The organism is Rhodoferax sp., assembly GCF_018063565.1.
Taxonomy (GTDB): Bacteria; Pseudomonadota; Gammaproteobacteria; order Burkholderiales; family Burkholderiaceae_C; genus Rhodoferax.
The window spans coordinates 22893-45969 of record NZ_JAGPBB010000005.1 but is presented as its reverse complement, the minus strand read 5'-3'; the positions used below and the strand labels follow the sequence as shown (position 1 = coordinate 45969).

At 63.9% G+C, this 23077-nt stretch carries 12 protein-coding genes; 6 read left to right on the top strand and 6 right to left on the bottom strand.

Translation table 11 applies throughout. From position 1 onward, the window contains the following. Positions 1-43 precede the first annotated feature (43 nt). Both gcvP and KBF66_RS02340 read left to right on the top strand, forming a co-directional pair. On the top strand, positions 44-3010 hold the full coding sequence (gene gcvP, locus KBF66_RS02345) for an aminomethyl-transferring glycine dehydrogenase (protein WP_296651594.1): 2967 nt from the start codon (positions 44-46) through the stop codon (positions 3008-3010). Next, on the top strand, positions 3007-4341 hold the full coding sequence (locus KBF66_RS02340) for a hypothetical protein (RefSeq protein ID WP_296651591.1): 1335 nt from the start codon (positions 3007-3009) through the stop codon (positions 4339-4341). Before gcvP ends, KBF66_RS02340 begins: the two co-directional genes overlap by 4 nt. 21 nt (positions 4342-4362) lie before the next feature. Here the strand turns inward: KBF66_RS02340 and KBF66_RS02335 are convergent, their stop codons facing one another. Genes KBF66_RS02335 through KBF66_RS02315 form a run of 5 tightly spaced genes read right to left on the bottom strand, consistent with a single transcriptional unit; the run spans position 4363 to position 14910 of the window. Next, complete coding sequence (locus KBF66_RS02335; RefSeq protein WP_296651587.1) at positions 4363-5484, bottom strand: DUF3616 domain-containing protein; 1122 nt, start codon at positions 5482-5484, stop codon at positions 4363-4365. Positions 5485-5497: 13 nt separating this feature from the next. Continuing rightward, complete coding sequence (gene recD, locus KBF66_RS02330; protein WP_296651584.1) at positions 5498-7363, bottom strand: exodeoxyribonuclease V subunit alpha; 1866 nt, start codon at positions 7361-7363, stop codon at positions 5498-5500. Continuing rightward, positions 7363-10989: an exodeoxyribonuclease V subunit beta gene (gene recB, locus KBF66_RS02325; RefSeq protein WP_296651737.1), complete on the bottom strand. Its 3627-nt coding sequence runs from the start codon at positions 10987-10989 to the stop codon at positions 7363-7365. Before recB ends, recD begins: the two co-directional genes overlap by 1 nt. Continuing rightward, the gene (gene recC / locus KBF66_RS02320; RefSeq protein WP_296651579.1) at positions 10989-14492 is read right to left on the bottom strand and encodes an exodeoxyribonuclease V subunit gamma; all 3504 of its coding nucleotides are present in this window, start codon (positions 14490-14492) and stop codon (positions 10989-10991) included. The genes recB and recC overlap by 1 nt, the downstream gene beginning before the upstream one ends. Positions 14493-14532: 40 nt before the next feature. After that, positions 14533-14910, bottom strand: a complete 378-nt coding sequence (locus KBF66_RS02315) for a hypothetical protein (RefSeq protein ID WP_296651576.1) — start codon at positions 14908-14910, stop codon at positions 14533-14535. A 101-nt stretch (positions 14911-15011) separates the two neighbouring features. On the opposite strand from KBF66_RS02315, the gene KBF66_RS02310 reads away from it, so the two are divergent. Further along, a complete protein-coding gene (locus KBF66_RS02310) occupies positions 15012-16217 on the top strand; it encodes a multidrug effflux MFS transporter (protein WP_296651573.1) in 1206 nt (401 codons plus the stop codon). Between the two features lie 8 nt (positions 16218-16225). On the opposite strand, the gene KBF66_RS02305 is transcribed toward KBF66_RS02310, so the two are convergent. Further along, entirely contained in the window at positions 16226-19447 is a 3222-nt protein-coding gene (locus KBF66_RS02305) for an EAL domain-containing protein (RefSeq protein WP_296651569.1), read from the bottom strand. Between the two features lie 205 nt (positions 19448-19652). Between KBF66_RS02305 and miaA the strand changes: the two genes are divergently transcribed. Genes miaA through pabB form a run of 3 tightly spaced genes read left to right on the top strand, consistent with a single transcriptional unit; the run spans position 19653 to position 23063 of the window. Continuing rightward, positions 19653-20681: a tRNA (adenosine(37)-N6)-dimethylallyltransferase MiaA gene (gene miaA / locus KBF66_RS02300; RefSeq protein ID WP_296651566.1), complete on the top strand. Its 1029-nt coding sequence runs from the start codon at positions 19653-19655 to the stop codon at positions 20679-20681. Beyond that, entirely contained in the window at positions 20678-21340 is a 663-nt protein-coding gene (locus tag KBF66_RS02295) for an ABC transporter ATP-binding protein (RefSeq protein ID WP_296651563.1), read from the top strand. The genes miaA and KBF66_RS02295 overlap by 4 nt, the downstream gene beginning before the upstream one ends. Then, on the top strand, positions 21324-23063 hold the full coding sequence (gene pabB / locus KBF66_RS02290; RefSeq protein WP_296651559.1) for an aminodeoxychorismate synthase component I: 1740 nt from the start codon (positions 21324-21326) through the stop codon (positions 23061-23063). The genes KBF66_RS02295 and pabB overlap by 17 nt, the downstream gene beginning before the upstream one ends. Positions 23064-23077: the final 14 nt, after the last annotated feature.

Below are 23077 nucleotides of genomic sequence, written 5' to 3'. Positions count from 1 at the left end.
CTACCTCGTGTTTGATCGATTAGCCCCCAACTCACCCAACATCATGTCAGATCAATCCCTCCTCTCCAGTCTCGAAAACCCGTCTGAATTCATGGCCCGACACATCGGCATCAGTGCTGCCGACGAGGCGGTGATGCTGGCTGCCGTGGGTGCACCGTCGCGCCAGGCGCTGATGGACGAGATCGTGCCGCCCGCCATCGCCCGCAGTCGTCCCATGGACATCCCGCCGGCCATCACCGAGGCCGCAGCGCTTGCCGAGCTCAAAGCCATTGCCGCCAAGAACAAGGTGTTCAAGAGCTTCATCGGCCAGGGTTATTACGGCACGCACACACCCGGTGTGATCCTGCGCAACATTCTGGAGAACCCGGCCTGGTACACCGCCTACACGCCGTATCAGGCCGAGATCAGTCAAGGTCGCATGGAGGCGCTGGTCAATTTCCAGACCATGATTTGTGACCTGACCGCACTGCCCATGGCCAATGCGTCCATGCTCGACGAGGCCACAGCCGCTGCCGAAGCCATGACGCTGGCGCAACGCAGCGTCAAAAACAAGAGCAATACCTTCATCGTCAGCGGCGACTGCCACCCGCAAACCATTGAGGTCATCCAGACCCGCGCCGAGCCGCTGGGCATCGAGGTGCTGGTGGCCATGAACGCACAGGAGTGGGACGACTGGCTGTCCAGCCGTGACTACTTTGCCGCGCTGGACCAATACCCCAGCGGCAGCGGTGCCATCAGCGACCTGCGCAGCGCCATTGCCCAGGCGCACACCAAGCAAGCCGCCTTTATCGTCGCCGCCGACTTGCTGGCGCTCACGCTGCTGGTGCCGCCTGGCGAAATGGGTGCCGACATTGCCATTGGCAGCACGCAGCGTTTTGGCATGCCCATGGGCAATGGTGGCCCGCACGCCGCCTACATGGCCTGCCGCGACGAGTTCAAGCGCTCCATGCCCGGGCGCCTGGTGGGCGTGAGTGTGGATGCCCACGGCAACCCGGCCTACCGGCTGGCGCTGCAAACCCGCGAGCAGCACATTCGCCGTGAAAAAGCCACCTCCAACATCTGCACCGCGCAGGTGCTGCCGGCGGTGATTGCCAGTATGTATGCGGTCTACCATGGCCCGGTCGGCCTGACGCGCATCGCGCAGCGCGTGGCCACCTTCACCGCGGTGCTGGCCAAAGGTTTGCACGCCATGGGCTACACCCTAAGCCACCGTGGTGCAAGCCTGCAAGTCTTTGATACCCTTTCCGTGCGTGCCGGGGAAGATTCAATAAGCATAGCAAAGAAGGCCGTGGATATTGGCGTTAACCTGCAAATGGCATGGGACGGATTTCTGGGAATTTCGCTCGATGAAGCCACCACCCGCGAGGACATTTCGCTGTTGTGGCAACTGTTTGCCAAACCTGGCCAGGCCCTGCCCAAGGTGGAAGACCTTGTGGCCAGCGCCGCGCCGCTGATCCCGGCCGAGCTGCGCCGCAGCAGTGCCTTTTTGACCCATCCGGTGTTCAATAGCCACCATTCCGAGACCAGCATGTTGCGCTACATCCGCCGTCTGAGCGACTTTGATCTGGCGCTGGACCGCAGCATGATTCCGCTGGGCAGTTGCACCATGAAGCTCAACGCCACCAGTGAGATGATCCCCATCACCTGGCCCGAGTTTGCCCACATCCACCCCTTTGCCCCGGCCGACCAGCGCCAAGGCTATGCCGAGCTCGACGCCCAGTTGCGCAGCTGGTTGTGCCAAGCCACGGGTTACGCTGGTGTCAGTTTGCAACCCAACGCCGGCAGCCAGGGCGAATACGCCGGCATGCTGGCGATTCGCGCCTTTCACGCCTCGCGCGGGCAAAGCCAGCGCAACATCTGTCTAATCCCCAGCAGCGCTCACGGCACCAACCCGGCCAGCGCCACCATGGTCGGCATGAAGGTGGTGGTGACCGCCTGCGATGCGCATGGCAACGTGGACATGGCTGACCTGCAAGCCAAATGTGAGCAGCACAGCGCCAACCTGGCCGCGATGATGATCACCTACCCCAGCACCCATGGTGTGTTCGAGACCCAGGTGAAGGAACTCTGTGCGCTGGTGCACCGCCATGGTGGACGCGTGTATGTGGACGGTGCCAACATGAACGCGTTGGTAGGACTGGCCGCACCGGGCGAGTTTGGCGGCGACGTGAGCCACCTGAACCTGCACAAGACCTTTTGCATTCCGCACGGCGGCGGTGGCCCCGGTGTCGGCCCGGTGTGTGTGGTGGCCGATCTGGTGCCGTTCTTGCCGGGCCACGCCACGGGCACGCTGTCCAGTCAGGCTGACAAGTCCAATGCCGCCAATGTCCCGCAGGTGGGTGCCGTATCTGCCGCACCGCTGGGTAACGCTGCGGTGTTGCCCATCAGCTGGATGTACTGCCGCATGATGGGTGCCGAAGGCCTGAAAGCCGCCAGCGAAACTGCCATTTTGAGTGCCAACTACATCAGCGCCCGCTTGGCCGAGCATTTCCCCACGCTTTACAGCAGCCTGCCAGCGGATGGCAAACCGGGCCGGGTGGCGCACGAATGTATTCTGGATGTGCGCCCCCTCAAAGACGCCACCGGTGGTGCCAACGGCGTCAGCGCCGAGGACGTGAGCAAGCGGCTGATGGACTACGGCTTTCACGCGCCCACCTTGAGCTTTCCGGTGCCAGGCACGCTGATGGTTGAACCCACCGAGAGCGAGACGCTGGACGAACTTGACCGCTTCATCAACGCCATGATTGCCATCCGTGGTGAAATTGCCCAGGTCGAGCAAGGCCTCTGGCCGCGCGACAACAACCCTTTGAAAAACGCCCCGCACACCGCCGCGACGCTCCTTGAATCAGAGTGGTCAAAGCCCTATTCACGAGCGCTGGCGGCATTTCCAGTGCCTGCATTGAAGCAAAGCAAGTACTGGCCGCCAGTGGGACGCATTGACAATGTGTATGGCGACCGCAACCTGTTCTGCTCCTGTGTGCCGGTGGCATCGCTGGCGGGTGACGAATGACAGCGGCCTTAGCCGCCGCAACTCTGCCCCGCCCGCTTGATCCGGGTGAGGCTTTTTTCTTTCTGCAAGACCACATCTCGTGCATGAACTTTGTGGTGTTTGCCGAGCGCACCGGGCATCTTGAGCCCGGGCGCATTCAGGCGGCACTGGACCTGATCCAGCAGGAAAACCAGCTGTTGCAAGCCAGCATCAGCTGGACCGACACCACAGGCCTGCGCTTTGAACCCGCTCCGGGCCAGCCCGTCACGCTGCAAATCCGGCGGTGTGGCGCACAGGACTGGCAGGGCTGGATCGAGCACGAACTCTCGCAGCCCTTTGCCACCGGCACTGCACCCTTGATGCGTTGCCTGTATCTGGAGCTTGTCGCGCCCGCACGCTCGGTGCTGGGCTTGAGTTTTCACCATGCGATTGCCGACGGCCGCTCCGGCAGCGCCATGCTGGCGCGCCTGCTGCGCCTGCTGGCCGCGCCGGCCGCCACGTCGCAGGCTGCGCGCCCCGCTGCATTGCCAGCCATGGTCGATGCGTTTCCACCGCAGTTTCGCTGGACCGAGCAGCCCGAGGCCGCAAAACAACTCAAAGCCACCTTGATCGATGACTACCGGCGTCATGGCGCGGTGCCGCCCATCCCCTGGCTGGCCGCCGAGGCATCCGAGCGGCGGCCCCGCTGGCTGCGCCAGCGCTTGGATGCCGAGCTCACCCAGGCCTTGATCACCCAGGCCCGAGCACGTGGCAGCAGCGTACACGGTCTGCTGTGTGCGGCCCAGTTGTTGGCGCAGTGCCAGTTACAGCCCGATGCACCGTCGACGGTGTTCTTATTGTCTTGTCCGGTGGACTTGCGCCAACATCTGCAGCCGGCCCAACCCACCGCACCGACCGGGTTTTTTACCTCGTTGATCTCCAACACCTTTCGGGTCGGCGCAGACACCGACATTTGGGACCTGGCGCGAGACGTCATCAGCCAGACTCGACGGCAGATCGCCCGTGGTGAAGGCCACCTGCTCTACCACATGTTCGGACTCAACGGCGCACCCGTTTTACCTGAGCACATGGCGGCTTTCCGAAAAAAATCGCTGGCTTCGCTGCCCAATACCATGGTCAGCAACCTGGGCGTGGTCGACACGGTGAGCGAAGACCCGGCGGTGGAGGCAATTTCCTTTGCGTTGTGTCCGATGCCCTATCAGACCCTGTTCACCGCGGCCAGCACTTACCAGAACCAGCTGATCCTGAACATCGGATTTGACGCCGCCCGTCTACCGGAAGCCAGCGCCAGCTTGCTGGCCGAGGCCATGGCGACGCACCTGCGGCTTGCCGCCCGCGCGCAGTCCACTTGAGTCTGTCAATGGGCGCTGGCATCAGCGTGGCACGGTAAAGACCAGCGCGCCACCGTCACACAAGCCATCCGACAGGATCAGCAGCCGGTAGGCGGTGGCGGTTTCAGCCCAGACCGTCATCGCCTCAGGCTTGATGGTGACGTCACAAGCCCGCAGTTTGACCTGACTCAGATCCAGACCGGCCAAAAGTCGGGGCGGCTGACCCGTATGGCCAGGTCGACCATCCCACCAGAACACCGCCCAACCTGCCTCCTGGCTACGGTCATCATCATCCGGTCCGGCCAGTAGCAGCACACCATCCGACACCGCCACCATGTCACGGATGCCACGCTGTGCCCCCAGTGCCAGCAGGCTGACCTGGAGCCGGGGCGCTGCCGCCTGATCCGCCGCAGCGACAAACAATGCATCCGCTGGCAACGACAGCACCCGCGCCTGCCCACCGATCACCGGCCCGCGCAAACCAAAGTAAAGCAGGCCGTCGCGCACCGCCAGACCTTCTATGTTGATGCCTTGCTGACCTTGCCGTTGCGGTGCCTTGGCGGGTCGCTCGGTGCCCAGGCATTTGTTCTCGCCGACGAAAGGCTGCAACTCAGGGTGTGCCAGCATCAGGGTCCACAGTTTGGCACTGCTGACCGCAGCCGACACATCCACCCGCATCGGGTCGGCGTTCAACGGCGCCCGGACCACCCAGCGACTGTCGGGGTTGCTGGCGCAGTCAGCCCGCTTGGCCGAATGCGAACCGGTGATGTAGACAAAACGCCCGTCGCTCGCAGCCCCCTCAGCGTCGAGCTCCCCGCTGCGCCCTGGAAATGCCACCGCCTCCCCCTCGGGCTGCAAGTGGCCTTCCGCGAGCGTGGCATAGCGCGCCTGCGCCCCTTCGTCGAACACCAGCAAACACCGCCCTGGTGCAGCGCTGGTGATCTGGCACGCGATGCCACTGACCGACTGGCGCGCTTTCAGGCGTTTCTTTTTTCCCAGATCAAACTGGAAACCCTGGCCGGCATCCCACAGACCCGCCTCCGGGCCGACCATGGCTGCAGCTTTGCCCGACAGCCCGCTGACCGTTTGGCCCAGGGCCAAACTGGTGCCAACGGAAATCAGGACAAAAAAACGCGCAAGCGTTTGCATCAGCGTTATCTTCATACGGACTCCGGGTTCAAGTGGACTGGGACGCCATGGACAGGCCACCGCTGCGCAGTATCTTCTGCGCCGCTGCCTGACGCAGCACACCCGCCTGCGGCACGACCAGCGTCAACTGTTGTTTGGCGCGGGTGATGCCGGTGTAGAGCAGTTCCCGCGTCAGCACCGGCGCGATGCGCTCTGGCAGCACCAGAGCCACATGGTCGAATTCGGAACCCTGGGACTTGTGGACCGTCATGGCAAACACGGTTTCCACGGCGTCCAGCCGGCTTGGCAACACCCAGTGCAGCTGCAGGCCGCCATCCGGCACGGCCTGGGCGAACACCACCCGCAAACCACGCGCCGTGGGCAGACACAGCCCGATGTCGCCGTTCATCAAACCCAGGTTGTAGTCATTGCGGGTCACCATCACCGGACGCCCGGCAAACCAGCCCTCGACGGGTTGGCCCAGCGCCCTTGCAATGCCCCGGTTGATCGCCGTCACCCCCCAGGGGCCATCGCGCAGCGCACACAGCAGCTGAAACCGCCCCAGCGCCTGCAGCAGCGCCAGCGCCTGCGCATCGCTGCAGTCCTGATCGGCCAGTGCCTGCAAATCGGCCAGCCAGCCGTGCCAGCCCACCCGAACCAGCGCCGCCAGTTGGCTGTCAAAGCCAAGGCGTGGCTCCAGCCGGGTCACACTGGCGGGTGCGCGGGCCTGCCAGGGCGGCGTGGCGTCCCACAAACCGGCCACGGTTTGGCGCTCACCGGCGTTGACCGCGCTGGCCCACTGGCCAATCAGACTGTCGGCGGCAAAGCGGTGGCTGTGGCGCAACATCACGGTCTGTTGCGCCAGCACCGGGCCACTGCCGCGCCAGGCACTGATGTCCTGCCCCGTCACCGCATGCACCCAGTCCAGCGTTTCGCCGTCATAGCCACCGGCCTGCGCCTGGCCGCACAGTTGCCCCATCACCGCACCGGCTTCGACCGAGGCCAGCTGGTCTTTGTCACCCAGCAGGATCAGGCTGGCCGACAGGGGTACACAGGCCAGCAGCCGCGCCATCAGCTCCAGGTCAATCATTGACGCTTCATCCACCACCACCACGTCAAGTGCCAGCGCCGGTGCCGCAACTGCCTGCACCGCGGTACGCACCTGCAGCAGTTTATGCAGGGTTTGCGCCTGGGTCGGGATGTGCTGCTGCATGGCGGCGGGCAGCTGTTTGACGGCGCGAGCGACCGACTCACCCAACCGTGCTGCTGCCTTGCCGGTGGGTGCGGCCAGCGCCATGCGCAAGGGTCTGCCCCCGGCATCAGCCATCGCCTGCGACTGCAGCAGTGCCAGCAGACGCACCACGGTGGTGGTTTTGCCGGTACCCGGGCCGCCGGTAATCAGGGTGAAGCGCCGGCGCGCAGCCAGCGCACAGGCCACTTTTTGCCAGTCCGGGCCACGACTGCCCCGGTCGGATGCCGTGCCAAACAGGGCATCCAACGCTGGGGCCAGCGTGGGCGGCACCGGGCAGGGTTGCGCCAGCCGGGCCAGGATCGAGGCCCGAATACTTTGTTCGGCCTGCCAGTTGCGCCGCAGATACAGGCGCGCGCCGTCCAGCACCAGCGGGCTGGACGGCCCAACGCACCACGGCAAGCGGTCAGCGGCCAGCGCCAGATCAAGCGGCAGCAGTTCTTGCAGTTGGGCCTCCCAGCCCAGGCTCCGGACTCCGTGCTGACGCCATTGATCCAGATCCAGACAGGCATGGCCCCGTCCAAACTGGTGACTCACCAGCGCGGCCAACCAGGCGTGGCGCGGGTCATCGCTGGGCTGGGACTGCTGCAAGAATTCTGCGAACGCCAGGTCCAGCGCATTCAAGGGCAGTTCAGGCGCGTCGGCAGTTAGATCACGCAGCACCATCAGGCGACCTCCAGTCGCGCCGTCGCGCCAAACGCCTGATCCAGCGCCTCAATCAGCGCACGCGGCGGCTGCAATGGCAACAGGCCACCCCCGGGCTGGTCAATACCGCGTAAAAACAGGTACAGGGCGCCGCCCATGTGTCGCTCGTAGTCATAGCTCGGGCCCAGACGGGAGCGCAGCAAGCGGTGCAGCGCCAGCACATACAGTGCGGCCTGCACATCGTAACGATGCGCCAGCATGGCCTGCTGCAGCTGTACCCCGCTGTAGTCCGGCAAACGGTTGGATTTGTAGTCGAGCACGTAGTAGCGCCCCTGATGCACAAACACCAGATCCATGAACCCGGTCAACATGCCCTCCAGTGCCTGGCGCGGCAGGGCGGCACGCGGTTGACCTGGCCACAGATGTTGCCCGATCAGCTGATCCAGGCGTTGGCTGGCCAACCGCTGGACCGGCAGGGTAAAGGCCATCTCGGGCCAGCAGTGCTCAGTCGGAATCGATCCTAATTGAATAGCATCAGATACTTTATCTTTATGCGCTAGCGGCATATTGGATAGCAAAATGGCGCGTATCCAGGGGTCCAGCAGGGCGCCGTGTTGCGGCTCCAGGTTCAGGCGCTGGCCCAGCCGCGCCAGCGAGGCATCCCATGCCTGGGTCAGCGCCGGGTCGGCAGGCGCAGACGCTGCGAGCCACCCCTGGGCAGCCTGCCACTCCAGCAGATCGTGCAACAAGGTGCCGTAACGGCTACCGGCAGGAAAGCTGTTGAACGCCGGCTCGATGGCCAGCAAATCGCTACCGGGCGCGCCTGGTCCGCCGCCCATCAGGGCAAGCGGCAGTTCATCCGGCGTGGTTGCATCGAGCTGGGCATCGCCCATTTTTTCATCGCGCTCGGTGGGCAAGTCTGCCATGCCGTGCGGCATCAGCCCGCGCGTCAGGGCGCTGAAGCTGGCACTCCACCAGCGCTGCGTCAACCGGCGCTGTGGCTGAAGGGCCGGTTGCGGTGTGGGGGCATGGCCCTGCACCGGCTGGTAACTCGCCCCGCTGGGCCGCGGTGCGGCCTGCACTTGGACGTCAGCACAAACCCACGTCTGCAGGCGCTCCCACAGGTCACCCGGCACGCGGCGACCCAGCAGCCGGGACACGGCGCTTTTGGGCTGCGGGTTGGGGCCGTCCACATCGCCGCGCACCTGCGCCACGCCCAGCCACAGCGCCTGCCGGGCGCGGGTGAGTGCCACATACAACAGGCGGATGTCTTCGGCCAGACGCTCGGCGTCGGGTCGGTCGGCGTCTTTTTCCGCGGCCCGGTACAGCGAAACAAAGGGTAAAAACACCAGCGGGTATTCCAGCCCCTTGGACTTGTGCACCGTCACCACCTGCACCAGCTGCGCGTCGCTCTCCAGACGCAGCTGCGCGGCGTCACCGCTGGCCTGCGGGTGGCGCAACTGCGCCTCCAGATAACGAATCAACGCGCCCTCACCTTGCAGCGCCAGGCTTGCGGCCTGCAGCAACTCCCCCAGATGCAGCAGATTGGTCAGCTCGCGCTCGCCTTGGGTGCTGCGCTGCAACAGGCGCGCCGCCAGCCCCTGATCGTGCAGCAGGCGGTACAGCATGGGCAAAAAACCCTGCGCCTGCCAGACCTGCTGCCATTGCATGAACTGCTCCACCTGGGCGTCCCAGCCCGCCTCGTCGGCCAGCAGCGCATCCAGCGCCGACCAGCTCAAGGCCCAGGTGGGCGTGGCCAGCGCTGCGCGCACCAGGCGGCTGGCACCGGGCTGTGCCACCGCGCGCAGGATCCGCCACAAATCATGGGCCTGTTGACTGGCATAAACGCTGTTGCGCTCGGACAGATAAACGCTGCGCACCGAGCGCGCGGACAGCGCCGCGCGAATCGCGGTCGCCTCATGCCGGTCGCGCACCAGCACTGCCATGTCGCCGGGACGGGCTGCCGCACTCTGCAACAAGGTCACCATCTGGCTGGCAAAGACGGCCGACAGCGCCTGTAAAAAGTCGTCCTTGGTCGGTGTCTTTTCAAAAGGCACATGCCACACCGTCAGCGCCACCTGGGTTTGACCCGCGACCTGCAGTGGCCGCACCTGGTGATTGCAGGCTTTGACCGCCACAAAGGGAACGCTACCAAAGGGCGCGTCGGCCTGGGCAAACATCCGGCTGACGGCCGTCACCACCGCGGGGGTGGAGCGGTAATTGCCCGGCAGCGTGTAAATGCCCTGGGCCTGCTCGCGCGCCTGCAGATAGGTGGCCAGGTCGGCACCGCGAAAGCTGTAAATAGCCTGCTTGGGGTCACCAATCATGATCAGGCCCAGCGATGCGGGCACCGTGCCCGCCTCACCTTGATACGTCACAGTTTCATGGAAAATTGGGCTGCAGCGCACATCTTGATTTGGTTTACAGCTATAGATTCTGCGCAAGGCTCCAAACTGCCAGGGGTCGGTGTCCTGAAACTCATCGACCAGCGCCACCGGATACTGTGCCGCAATGGCTGCTGCCAGACGCCCATCCGGTGCCTGCAAGGCGTGGTACAGGTTTTGAAGCAAATCCGAAAAATCAAACTGCGCCGCTTGTGCCTTGGCGCGCTGGTAGTCGCGCAACACGGCCTGCGCGGCGTGCGCCAGCAAGGTGTCGGCGACCTCGGGCTCGCCCAGCCCATGCGTGTGCAGCGCCTCGATGTCCGCCAGCACCGGCCAGCGGGCCGCATCCAACCAGCCTTTGGCCAGCAGCGTGGCACGGCTGAAGCGCGCCAGCACCTCTGGCTCAATCTCTTCGCCCTGCGCCCAGGCGGCCATTTTGGCCAACCAGCCGCCCAGCCAGTCGCTGCGGTAGCCCTTGAGGGTTTTGGCGGCAGCGGCTGCCTGCAGCGCCTGGATCACGTCGTCGCGCCAGCCCTGGCGTGCCAGTGATTCCAGCGGCATGCGCTGCTGTTGCCAGACCGACCAACGCTCCAGTAGCCTGTCGGGGGGCTCAGGCGCAGGGACATCGGACTGCGGCGCGCGCTCGGAGGCTTTCCAGCGCGCCTGCAGCCGCACCAGCAGCGCCTGCGGGGTGTCACCCAAGACTTTGAGCGCACCCAGCGCGTGGGCGTCCAGCGCATAAAACCAGCGGCGCCAGTAATCCCGCGTGGCCATCAGCTGCAGGCGCTCGGCGTCTTCGACCCGGTTCTGGGTGAACAGGCTGGCACTGTCAAAGGCATGGGTTTTGAGCATGCGGCTGCTCCAGCCGTGGATGGTAAAAATCGCCGCATCGTCCATCCACTGCGCCGCCATGTCCAGCCGCCAGGCGCACAGCGGCCATTGCCCCGGGTCGACCTGGCCTTGCAGCGCCAGCAAAAAGTCGTCCGCTGCGCCCCGGTCACCGGTCTGGAAAAAGCGTGCCGCCTGCGCCAGCCGTTCACGGATGCGTTCACGGAGCTCGGCGGTGGCGGCATCGGTAAAGGTCATCACCAGAATCTGCGGCGGAAACAGCCCCGGCCCCAGTGGCCCGCTGCCCGCTCCGTGCCCCAGCACCAGCCGCACATACAGCGCCGCCAAGGTGAAAGTCTTGCCGGTGCCGGCTGAGGCTTCGATCAGCTGCAAGCCGTTCAAAGGCAGCGTCAACGGGTCAAGGGTGTGCAGCATCACGGCAACCCCTCAGGCAGAAGTTCGCAGTGGGCCAGCAATTCACCGTACAGCCGCTGCGCCCAGTGTGGCAAACCCGGCTGCAGCTGCCCATAGATTTCAAACACCCGTTGCAGGTAAGCCGACTCGGCCAGCTCACCCCCGTACTGACCACCCTCGAAGACCACCCGCGCCACCTCATGCGGGTCTTTGGCGGGTTTGCCGGCCGCCAGCAGCGCCGGATTGTGCTGCAGCGTTTGCAGATAAGCCCAGGCGGTTTTGCAGGCCAACGGCAAGGGCTGTTCCCAGGCCGCAAGGTAACTTTGGGCCAACGGCTGGAGCAGCCTTAGCGCTGCATCCGGCGCCAGTGGCCGCAACACCACCGCACCATCGACGCCCAATTGCACACTGGTCAGCGTCAGCCCGCTGGCGCAGCCCGCCAGGTGTCGCACCCACAAACCGGCCAGGGTATGACCGCGTGCCATCCGGGCACCGGGTTTGCCCTCCAGCACGGCCCCGGTTCGGGCCGCCAACTGGAGACACGGTGCACGTGCAGCCTCAACCTCGGCTACAGCATGCAGGCCGGACAGGACACCGCTCAGGCTGAGGCCCGGCTCCAGCAGCAGGTCCACCGTCACCGCGTCAAGCGCTTGCGGATAACGCTGCAGCCAGGCGTTTTGCGCCTGCCACACGGCCTGCGCCTGCTCCAACAGGTCTTGCCCGACACGCAGGCCAAACCCGGCCAAGGGCAACACACCGGCGCCGCGCAATTGCGCCAGCGCCTGCGCGTGCGCACCCGACTGCAGCAGCGCTGCGCCCAGCCGATGCTGTTGCAGATGATTCAGCGCAAACGGCTCGTCTTCCTGCTCCAGCTCGTCCAGGCCATCAAACTCGACTTGCAGCCGATGGCGCAAAAACACCTCGACCGGCTGGCGCAGGAGGCACTGCAGGTCGCCCAAAGTCAGCACCTGGGGGGCAGGGGCGATGGCGCTGGCCAGCGCCGGATTGACTAATTTTTCAGGCGCTTCATCCGCTGATTCAGCAAGCGCTGGAAGCCGGACTCGCTGCCAATCTTCGGCATAGGTGGCAAAGCCCGAACCGGCCTCAAAATAGGCGTTGGAAAACGGTTGCAAGGGCTGCGCCTGCGGCTGATGCGGCGGGCTCCAGCAGGCGTTGACCGTATCGAGCAGCTGCGCCACCAGCACCGAGGGCGGGCGGGCGCTGTTGTCTGCCGCACTGTGACCCTGCCAGCTCACATAGAGCTTTTCCCGTGCCGACAACAGCGCTTCCAGAAACAGGTAACGGTCGTCCTCGCGGCGCGAGCGGTCACCGGCTCGCCAGCTGCTGGCCATCAAATCAAAATCACGCGCCGCCTGCACCCGTGGGTAAGCGCCGTCGTTCATGCCGAGCAGCGCGATCACCTTGAACGGAATCGAGCGCATCGGCATCAGCGTGCCAAACTGCACACCGCCGCCAAAAAAGCGTTGCTGCAGACCCGCCTCGGAAAGTTTGGACAACCAGTGCTCACGCACCACCTGCAGCGGCAGCGGGGTGTCGAGCTGCGCGTCTTCGCAGGCTTGCAGCCAGTCGTCCAGCGGGGCCAGCAGGCGGCCGATGGCAAGCTCCTGCGTGTCATCGCCACTGGCAAAAAAGCGCGCCACCAGCGCACGCAGGGTCTGCCCCCACTGCGCCGGGCAGTGTTCAGCCTGCAGCATGGGCAGGGTTTGGCTGATGGCGTTGATCCAGTCCAGCAACGCAGACATGAGCGGGCCGTCCAGCCCGCTCATGGCCGGTTGTGCCAGCGTGCCCTGCCACAGCCCGTCAGCACCGCTTTCCCAAGCGCCCGCCACCGGGCCGAGCGCGTAGCCCAACAGCAGCCGGCGCAGACCGAATGCCCAGGTGTTATGCGCCAGATCCGGTGCGCCTGGCGGTAAACCCCAGGCCAGGCGGTGCGCCGCATCGAGCCCCCAGCGCACACCGGCCGTCTGCAGCCAGCTCTGAATTTGCTGCACCCCCGCCGCATCCAGGCCAAACCGGGTGCGCACCGCCGCCACCTCAAACAGGCTCAGCCATTCAGCCAGCGTCAAACGCGCCTCGGGCAGGTTCAGCAGCTGCGTCAACGCCTGTACCAGCGGGCTCAGGCACGCCGGGGTATCGGCCACCGAGTACGGCACATGACGCGGCTGCCCCGGCGTGAAGCGGCCAAACACCGCATGGATATGCGGCGCAAAGACCGCCATGTCAGGCACCATCACCATGACCTCGCGCGCTTGCAAGGCAGGATCGGCGTCCAGCCAGGCCAGCAGATGGTCCTGCAACACTTCCAGCTCGCGCTGGGCGCTGTGGGCGGTAACGAATTCAATCGAGCCATCGATCGGTTGCGCCACCGGTGCGGGCGGTGGTGGCGTCAGGTTCAGGATGGCCGACTGCAGCTGCGCCAGCTGTGTCGCAGGTTCACCCGCAGGATCGACAAACACGTCCACCCGTTGCCAGTGCGCCCGGTACTGCTCGGGCTGGTCAAAACCATCGAGCAAATGCAGGTAGTCGCGCCCCTGCTTCCCCCACGACGCCAGCAGGGGGTGCGAGGCAGTGGTCACCAGTTCCGGCTGAGGCTTGACCGGCTGGCGTCGGCGCACCTGCTGACGCAGCTGGGCATGGCCCTCCACCAGGTCGCCCCAGTAATATTGACACGGGTTTTGCACCAGCATCAGTACCTGGCACACTTGGCCCAGTCCGGCAAGCGCCTGCACCGACTGCATCGACAGCGATGAGATTCCAAACACAATCAAGCGTTGCGGCAATCCGGACGTGCGCTGAGAGCTCTTGTTTTCAGAGCTACTCAAATTACTCAGGGCGGCCAAGAATCGTTCGTGAACACTGGCGCGCGAGGCCTCGGCCAAGCCTTCCCCCACATCGGTGCGAAGGTCGCGCCACAGTTGCGCCTGCCAGGCGTGCTCAGGTGCCAAAGCCTGTGACTGGCCCAGCGGCCCGCGCAGCTGGTCCAGCCCACCCGCCCAGTCGGACAACCAGTCGGCGCGATAGCTCTGGTAGGCGTCCAGCACGTCGGCAATCTGCAGCGCCAGCTGGTACAGCTTGCGCGGCGCGTTGTCGCCCGACAGATAGCGTTTTAAAGGTGCGTACACCGGGCGGGTTTCGCACAATGCTGGCAGCAAACGCAGCAGCCGCCAAAGCAGCGCGGCCTTGTCAAACGGCATCCGGGATGGCACCGCATCGGCACCCAGCACCGTGCGGTACATCTGCCACAGGTAACTGCTGGGCAAGACCATGCGGGTCGCGGCGCAGACGCCCAGCGCCGCGTCATCGGCAAGGGCGAGTTCCAGCCAGTGTTTCATGCCATTGCTTTGGAGCAGGATGACTTCGGGCACCAGCGGTGGCAGCGGATGTGCCTGCAGGTACTGCACCAGCAGGTCGCGCAAGTCCTCCAGACGGTTGCCATGCAGCACCATGAAACCACGTGGCGGCGCAGCGTCAACGGGTGGGCGTTCCGGCGCTTTCGTGAACAAAATCAGCCCTTGGCGCTTATTGAAAGAGAGAAGTGTGCTATCAATAAAACTTCATCACCGACCAGCCAGCCAGCAGCAACAGCAGCAAGGCCAGCCACAGCAGCCGCTTGCGGTTGGATTCCACCCGTTTCACCAGTTGGGTGTTCTGCTCGGCAAGTGTCTTGATCAGTTCGGTCGAGTCCAGCATCTGCTGATGCAAATCTTCGGTGACCTGTTGCAGTGCCGCCACCTGGTCGCGCAGCTGTGCCAGGGTTGGCTCTGGCGTGCTGGACACCACCGTGGGGGCCAGCTCCGGTGCGGCGGGCTTCTTGCCCACCTTGTCCCAGAGTTTCTTCGCGCCGATCGCCACCTTGGGCGCGTTTTCAATCACATCCGCCCAAGGCACCATTTTCAAGACCGTCAACCAGCCGATTGCCATGACAATTCCCCACAATTCAGACAGTGGCAGATTGTGACCTTCAAAACCCCGGCTGCGCCTCGCAGCGTCTGGCAAAACCCTGATCTGCTACGCTCAAAGCCATGCCGTCCAAACCGACTCTTATCCCGATGCAGCCCGGCGTGATCGTGTTGCTGCTCTCGCTGCTTTTGGGCCTGCAGCCCGTCACCACCGATCTGTACCTGCCGGCTTTGCCGGTGCTCACCGCCGAGCTGGGGGCGCCGATGCCGCAGGCGCAACTCACCCTCACCGCGCTGCTGCTGGCGTTTGGCCTGTCGCAGCTGGTGTGGGGGCCGCTGTCAGACCAATACGGTCGCAGGCCCATTTTGCTGATCGGCATGGCGGCCTATGTGCTGGCCTCTGTCGGCGCCACGCTGGCGCCCGGCATGTTCTGGCTGATCGTCTGGCGCACCGTACAAGGTGTTGCCATGGGTGCCGGTGTGATGTGCGCGCGCGCCATTGTTCGTGACCTGTATGCACCCACCCAGGGCGCGCGCGTCATGAGCAAGGGACTCAGCGGCCTGGGCCTGATTGCCTGCATGAGTGCACCGCTGGGGGGGCTGCTGACCGATGTGCTGAACTGGCGCTACGCGCTGTTGGCACTGGCCGTGTTTGGCGCGGTCAGTCTGGCGGTGGTGGCACTGAAGTTTGAAGAGACCGTGCCCAACAGGAACCCGCAGGCACTGCGCTTGCCGACGCTGCTATCGACCTGGCAGAGCATTCTGCGCAACCGCACTTTTCTGGCGTTTTCTGCCCTGTCTGCGGCGTCATACGGCGGCCTTTTCACCTTTCTGGCCGCGTCATCGTTCGTCTTTATCGGTGTGCTGGGCTTGAGCAAGACACAGTATGGACTGGTGATGTTTGTCAACTCGGTCGCCTACATCGGTGGCACCTTCGTGTGCCGCAGCTGGATCGGCCGTTTTGGCGTTCGCCGCTCGGTGGCGCTGGCCGGCGGGCTGTCGATCAGTGGCGGCACATTGATGGCGCTGTTGACCCTGAACGGCGTGATCAGCGTCTGGAGCATCCTGTTGCCACAGCTTCTGTTCATGATTGGCCATGGCATCCATCAGCCCTGTGGCCAGAGTGGCGCGGTCGGGCCATTTCCGCAGGCTGCCGGCGCGGCGTCTGCGGTCAACGGCTTTTTGATGATGTTGTGCGCCTTCGCCATGGGATTCTGGCTCGGCACCCACATGGACGGCACGGTACTGCCACTGACGCTGGGGGTTTGGTTCTGGAGTGCGCTGATTGCGGCATCTGCCTGGACGCTGGTGCAGCGGCACGGCGGATAGCTGCGCGGTTATTGCTCCGACATCTGATCCAGACCGCCCAGCCAGGGCAGGCACGACCAGGCGTCGTCCGGTTGCCAGCCCGATACCCAGGGCGGCAGCTGGTCGGCCGGCATGGGACGCGCAATGCCATACCCTTGCGCCAGCTCGCAGCCCAGTTGCAACAGCATGGTGCCGTGGGCCACGGTTTCCACCCCTTCGGCGATGACCTGCCGCTTGAAAGCGTCGGCCAAACCGATCACGCCCTGCAAAATCGCCAGATCATCCGGGTCGTCCAGCATGTCGCGCACAAAACTCTGGTCAATCTTGAGCAACGCCACACGCAGGCGCTTGAGGTAGGTGAGTGATGAATAGCCGGTGCCAAAGTCGTCCAGTGCAAACATTACCCCCAGCGCCGCACACGCCTCTATCACGTTGGACACCTGAGCAATGTCGGCCAGTGCACTGGTCTCGAGCACCTCGAGTTCAAGCTGGTCGGGTTGCACTTGGGGATGCGCCGACAATTGGGCGCGCAGGCGCTCGACAAAATCATGCTGCTGCAACTGGCGTGCCCCGATATTGACACTGACCGAGGTTCTCAGTCCAGCGGCCTGCCAAAGCTCGATCTGGGTCAACGCCGTGTCAATGACCCATTCGCCCACATCCACAGCCAATGGGTCGTCTTCGATTACCGGCAGAAACAGTGCGGGTGACAACAGGCCCCGTTGCGGATGCTGCCAGCGGATCAGTGCCTCCACACCCACCACCTGTCCGCTGCGCATGTTCACTTTGGGCTGGTAATACAATACAAACTCACCATTGCTCAAAGCCAGACGAATGCGCTCGAGGCTTTCATGGTGCCCGCGCAAATGACTGTCGTGGGCGGCATCAAACACGTGATAGCGATTCTTGCCGGCCACCTTGGCCTGGTACATCGCCTGATCGGCCTGCCGCAACAACTGGTCGGCCTCGATGTCCTGCTCCTGCGGAAAGAAGGTCACCCCCAGACTGGCCGAGACCTGAACACTCAGTCCACCCACCTGAACCGGCTCACCCACTGCTGCGAGCAGGCGATGCAGCAGGGGCACACTGGCAGCGGTATCGCTCAAGTCAACCAGCATGGCGACAAACTCATCGCCGCTGATGCGCGCAATGGTGTCCCCTTCGCGCAGCGCCTGCTTCATGCGGGTCGCCAGCGCAATCAGCAACTGGTCACCCACCGCATGACCATGGGTGTCGTTGATCAGCTTGAACCCATCCAGATCGAGGTAAGCCAGCGCCAGTGTCTGGCCGCGCCGCACCGCCTGCACCAGGGCCTGCTGCAAACGGTCAGCCAGCAGTCGGCGGTTGGGCAGACTGGTGAGTGCATCGAAGTGCGCCATGCGATCGAGCTGATGCTCGTGTTCCTTGATCTCGGTGATGTCAGAAAACAGGGCAACATACTGCTGGGTCCGACCCTGGGCGTCAGACACCGCACTGATGGTCAGCAACTCGGCAATCACAAGACCATCTTTGCGCCGGTTCCATATTTCCCCGGTCCAGTGGCCCTGGTCGATCAGGGCCTGCCACATGGCGGCATAGAAAGCCCTATCCTGGCGCCCCGAACTGAGCATGCTCGGGCTTTGGCCAAGAGCTTCGTCACGCGAGTAGCCGGTGATACGGGTGAACGCCGCATTGACATCGATGATGACACCGTCCGCATCGGTGATGGTGATGCCTTCACGGGCATGACTGAAAACACTGGCTGCGAGCTGGAGTTTCTTCACCGCCTGCCGACGCTCGGTGATATCCGTATTGGTGCCGATCATGCGCAGGGGTCTGCCCTCAGCATCGCGGCTGACAACCAGCCCGCGTCCCATGAACCACTGCCAGCGACCGTCCTTGCACAACATCCGGAATTCAACGGTGACCGGGCCGGGTTTGCCGTCCAGATAGGGCTGTATTTCAGCCATCACACCGGGTGCGTCCTCCGGGTGAATGCGTTTGACCCACTCGTCTGCCGTACTGCCAATCTCCTCCTCGGCATAACCCAGCATTTCCTTGTAGCGGCGCGAAAAGAATGCCTCACCAGTCTGTAAATGCCAGTCCCAAAGACCGTCACCCACGCCCTCTATGGCAAATTTCCAGCGCACTTCACTTTCGCGCAGCACCTGCTCGCGCTCGTTCAAAGTCTCGAGCAAGCGATTGAAACCACCGATCAGTTCACCGATTTCATCCTGACTGGTCACCGGCAAAGGCTGCGCGGGCTGATCGCCGAGGGCAAGCGTGTTCAGCGTGCGACTGGCATTGACCATGGGCGCCAACTGTTGCCGCAACATGCGATGCATCAGCCACCACGTCAGCGCGCCCGCCAGCAACGTGACCAGCAGGGCACCCAACCACAAACGCTGCAGCAGATGGTCAACCGGCGCGAAGGCTTCACGCGCTGGCAGTGCCGCCACCAGAAACCAGTCGGCCGCCGGAATGTTGGCGGAGGCCGTCAGCTCCAGAACACCACGGGAGCTGAGGGCTGTACCGTATCCTTCAAAACCCTGCATATACCGGTCGTGCATCACGTTCAGGCCGGATGCCGGTAGCGGCTGCATGATGCGGCTCTTGTCAGTCGCCGTGACGAAAAAATGGTGTTGCCGATCCATCAACAGATAGCCCCCTGTTTTTCCATATTGGCTCTGCGTGACGGTGTCGAGAAAATTGGGTTTAGCCAGATCGGTCACACCCACCAAAACGCCAATCACCTGACCGGTCGGACCACGGATCGGTACCGCCATGGCAACCACCGGCGTCAACAGCTTTCTGCCTTGCATGGGACGGCTCACCGACGCCTTGCCCTGCTGCAAAGCCGTGGCAATGACATCCACGTGGAGGTAGTTGGTGCCGATTCGCTGCGCCGACCGGGGAATGTCGGCGATCGCGGTGCCATCGCTGCGTGCCACCCAGGCTCCGCCGTTAAACAGTAACAGCAGCAACGGGCGCTGCTCCAGGAGCGTTTGCAAAGCCGCTGCATCGCCCAGCACGGTGGGCGTGATCTGATGGGTGATGGCTTGAAGTGACTGCAGGCGCTCATTGAGATCGTCGTTGATCTGACGGGCAAACACCGAGACGGTCGACAACTGCTGCTCACCCAACACGTTCTGCAGGTCCTCGCGCAGGACGCGCCCGGCAAAAAACGACAGCACCCAGATGCTGCACATAAAAATGAGCAGCGAGATCAAGGCCACCCGGGTTTTCAAAGAACGCCACTGAAACAATCGCATGGTCAACCCGCCCGCAAGGGTTTGGCTGCGCCGGCAGGTCTGGCGTCTGGTTTCAAGGGCATGTCAACTCTCACACTGGTGTTGGGTATCGGGCGAACCTCAGGTCATGCATATTACCGTGCTGCAAGCAAACATCAAATGCAAGACCACAGCGCCTGCCTGGTGGTCCCGCCTGCGTAACATCGGGGTTAAAACCTGCCTGCCCATGCCACCATTGACCGAACCCTTCGCTGCCGCTGACCGACAGACCGCCTTGCCCCCTTATCTGGCGCTGGCCGGACCCACCGCCTCCGGCAAAACGGCTGCCGCACTGGCCATCGGCCGCCTGCACCCGGTGGAAATCATCAGCGTCGACTCGGCGCTCGTGTACCGTGGCATGGACATCGGCACCGCCAAACCCACACCGGCCGAACTGGCCGCGGTACCGCACCATCTGATCAACATCCGTGATCCGTTGAACGCCTACAGTGCAGCCGAGTTTGTGCGCGACGCGCGTGCCTGCATGGCCGACATCCGCGCACGCGGCAAGGTGCCCTTGCTGGTAGGTGGCACCATGCTGTATTTCAAGGCCTTGCGTGATGGCCTGGACGACATGCCGGGCGCGGACCCACTGGTACGCCAGGCGATTGAACAGGAGGCTGCCGACAAAGGTTGGCCGGCCTTGCACGCCGAACTGGCACAGCTGGACCCGATCACGGCGACACGCCTGGCACCACTGGACACGCAGAGGATCGCCCGCGCACTGGAGGTGTACCGCATTTCGGGGCGCCCGCTGTCGAGTTTTCACACCACAAGATCCATAGCATCAAAGGCATGCCCAAAAAGCGCTGGAAGCCAATTCGATGCAAATGACATAACCCCCACCGATGGGCTGATTTCTCTGGAACCACAGGATCGGGCCTGGCTGCACCAGCGAATTGCCCAGCGTTTCGAGACCATGCTGGCCACCGGTCTGCTCGACGAGGTGCAGGCCTTGCGCGCGCGTGGCGACCTGCACCCTGACCTGCCCGCCATGCGCTGCGTGGGTTACCGCCAGGCCTGGGCCAGCCTGGACGGCGACATGCCGGCCAGCGAGTTGCGCGACAAGGGTATTTTTGCCACCCGCCAGTTGGCCAAACGTCAGATCACCTGGCTGCGCAGCATGCGCGAGCGCCGCGTGGTGGCCTGTGACGCGGCAGACGCGCAGGCGCAAGTCCTGACATTGGCGCAGCAATTCATCGACCGTCTCGCATGAGCCTGATCGTGCACGACCTTGGCAAACGGTATGGCGAAGTGCCGGTGTTCAGTCATGTCTCGCTGCGGGTCGAACCCGGGGAGTTTGTCGCGATCATCGGTGAATCGGGTGTCGGCAAATCCACCCTGCTCAATTGCATGGCGGGACTCGACCACTGGGACCAGGGTCAGGTGCTGCTCGACGGTCACGACCTGAGCCGTATGAGCGATGATGCACTGGCGCGCTTGCGTCGTGAAAAAACCGGCTTCGTGTTCCAGGCCTTTCATGTTCTGCCGCACTTGAGCGTGACGCAAAACGTGGCGTTGCCGCTGATGCTGCTGGGCCAGCTCGACCACCAGCGCGTGCAGGTGGCGCTGGCCGAGGTCGGCCTGGATGGCCTGGGTGAGCGTCTGCCGCAGCAGCTCAGCGGCGGGCAACTGCAGCGCGTGGCGATTGCGCGGGCACTGGTGCATCGCCCGAAACTGCTGCTGGCCGACGAACCGACCGGCAACCTGGATCCGCGCACCGCCGAGCGGGTGATGGACGCGCTGGTAAGCCAAACACGCAACCACGCTGCCGCGATGGTGCTGGTCACCCATTCCAGAACGGCCGCTGCGCGTGCCGATCGTGTCTTGCTGTTGGGTGCCAACGGACTGGTTGATCATGCAGATCCTGATTGATTTCTGCGATCCGCAGGGTGCCCGCAGCGCCGCCTTGCGCTGCGCCTTTGACGCACCCACACAGACCCTGGTGGCGCACACGCCGGCGCAGGTCAAGCCACTGCTGGATCAGGTGCAGGCGCTGGCCCAACAGGATCGCTGGTGTGTGGGTTTTTTGCGTTACGAGGCGGCCAGTGCCTTTGACAAAGCGCTGCTGACCCATGCACCGGACGGCCCGCTGGCCTGGTTTGCCGTTTTTGACACGGCACTACCCTGGCCCGAAGCCAAGGAGTCGGCCACTGCGCCGAGTCCTGCGCCAGCAGCACCGTGGCTCAGCAGCTTGAGCCGGGACGGTTTTGACCGCCAGATGGCAGAGATCCACGCCGCCATTGCTGCGGGTGAGCTGTATCAGATCAATTACACGGCCATGCTGCACAGCCGTTTGTCAGACACGCCCCTGGCCCTGTTTGCCCGCCTGCAACTGGCTCAGCCGCAGGCTTACGCCGCCTTCATCGACACCGGTGACGAGCAGGTGTTGTCAGTGTCGCCGGAACTGTTTTTTGACTGGGACGGTCTGCACCTGTTGACGCGTCCCATGAAAGGCACTGCGCCGCGTGGCCACAGCCCGGCGCAGGACGCGGCGCTGGCCAGGGGCCTGACCGAGTCACCCAAGGAGCGCGCTGAAAACGTGATGATTGTTGACCTGCTGCGCAACGACCTGTCACGTATTGCCATGCCCCATTCGGTCCGGGTGCCGGCGCTGTTCAAGGTGCAAAGCCTGGCGACTGTCCATCAGATGGTCTCTGATGTGAGTGCACAAACGCGCCCCGGCTGCACGCTGGCCGATGTTTTTGCGGCGCTGTTCCCGTGTGGCTCAATCACCGGCGCACCCAAGGTGCGTGCCATGCAGATGATTGCCGCCCTGGAGGCCCGGGCCCGTGGTCTGTATTGCGGCGCCATCGGGGTGGTGCGTCCGGGCGGTCACGCCACCTTCAATGTCGCCATTCGCACCGTCACGGCACGTGGCCAGCAGCTCCAGTGTGGCATCGGTAGCGGCATCACGGCCGATGCCAGTGCCGCTGCAGAATGGCAGGAGTGGCAACACAAGCGTGCTTTTTTGCTGCGCGCCGCCGCGCCATTTGACCTGCTGGAAACGCTGCGCCTGCAGGACGGCCGTTTTCAAAGGCTTGACTTGCACCTGCAGCGGCTGGCAGGTGCCGCCGCGCATTTTGGCTACCCGTTTGACGAAGCGCGCATTCGCAACGCCCTGCAAGCGACCGCAACACAAAAGGCACAGCCCTGCCGGGTGCGGCTGTTGCTGGATGTGCAAGGTTGTCCCCGCCTTGAGATTTACGCATTGGAAGCGATAAAAACGCCTATAAATATTAAGCTTGCTGCTACTTTTTTTGATGAATCAGATGCTGAGTTCAGCCGCTTCAAGACCACCCGGCGCGAACACTATGAGGCCTTCGCTCCGACCGAACCTGAGGTGTTTGACACGCTGCTATGGAACCGACGCGGGGAGTTGACCGAATGCACCCGGGGCAACATCGCGCTGTTGCTGGACGGGCGCTGGCACACACCGGCTCAGCACTGTGGCTTGTTGCCCGGTGTGGCTCGGGCCAGCGCGATGGCGCAGGGTCAACTGGTGGAAGCGGTCTTGACCCGGACTGACCTGCAACGTGCGCAGGGCCTGGCCTTCATCAACAGCTTGCGGGGGTGGCTGCCAGCACGCCTTGTTTAGCGCCGCTTCAAACC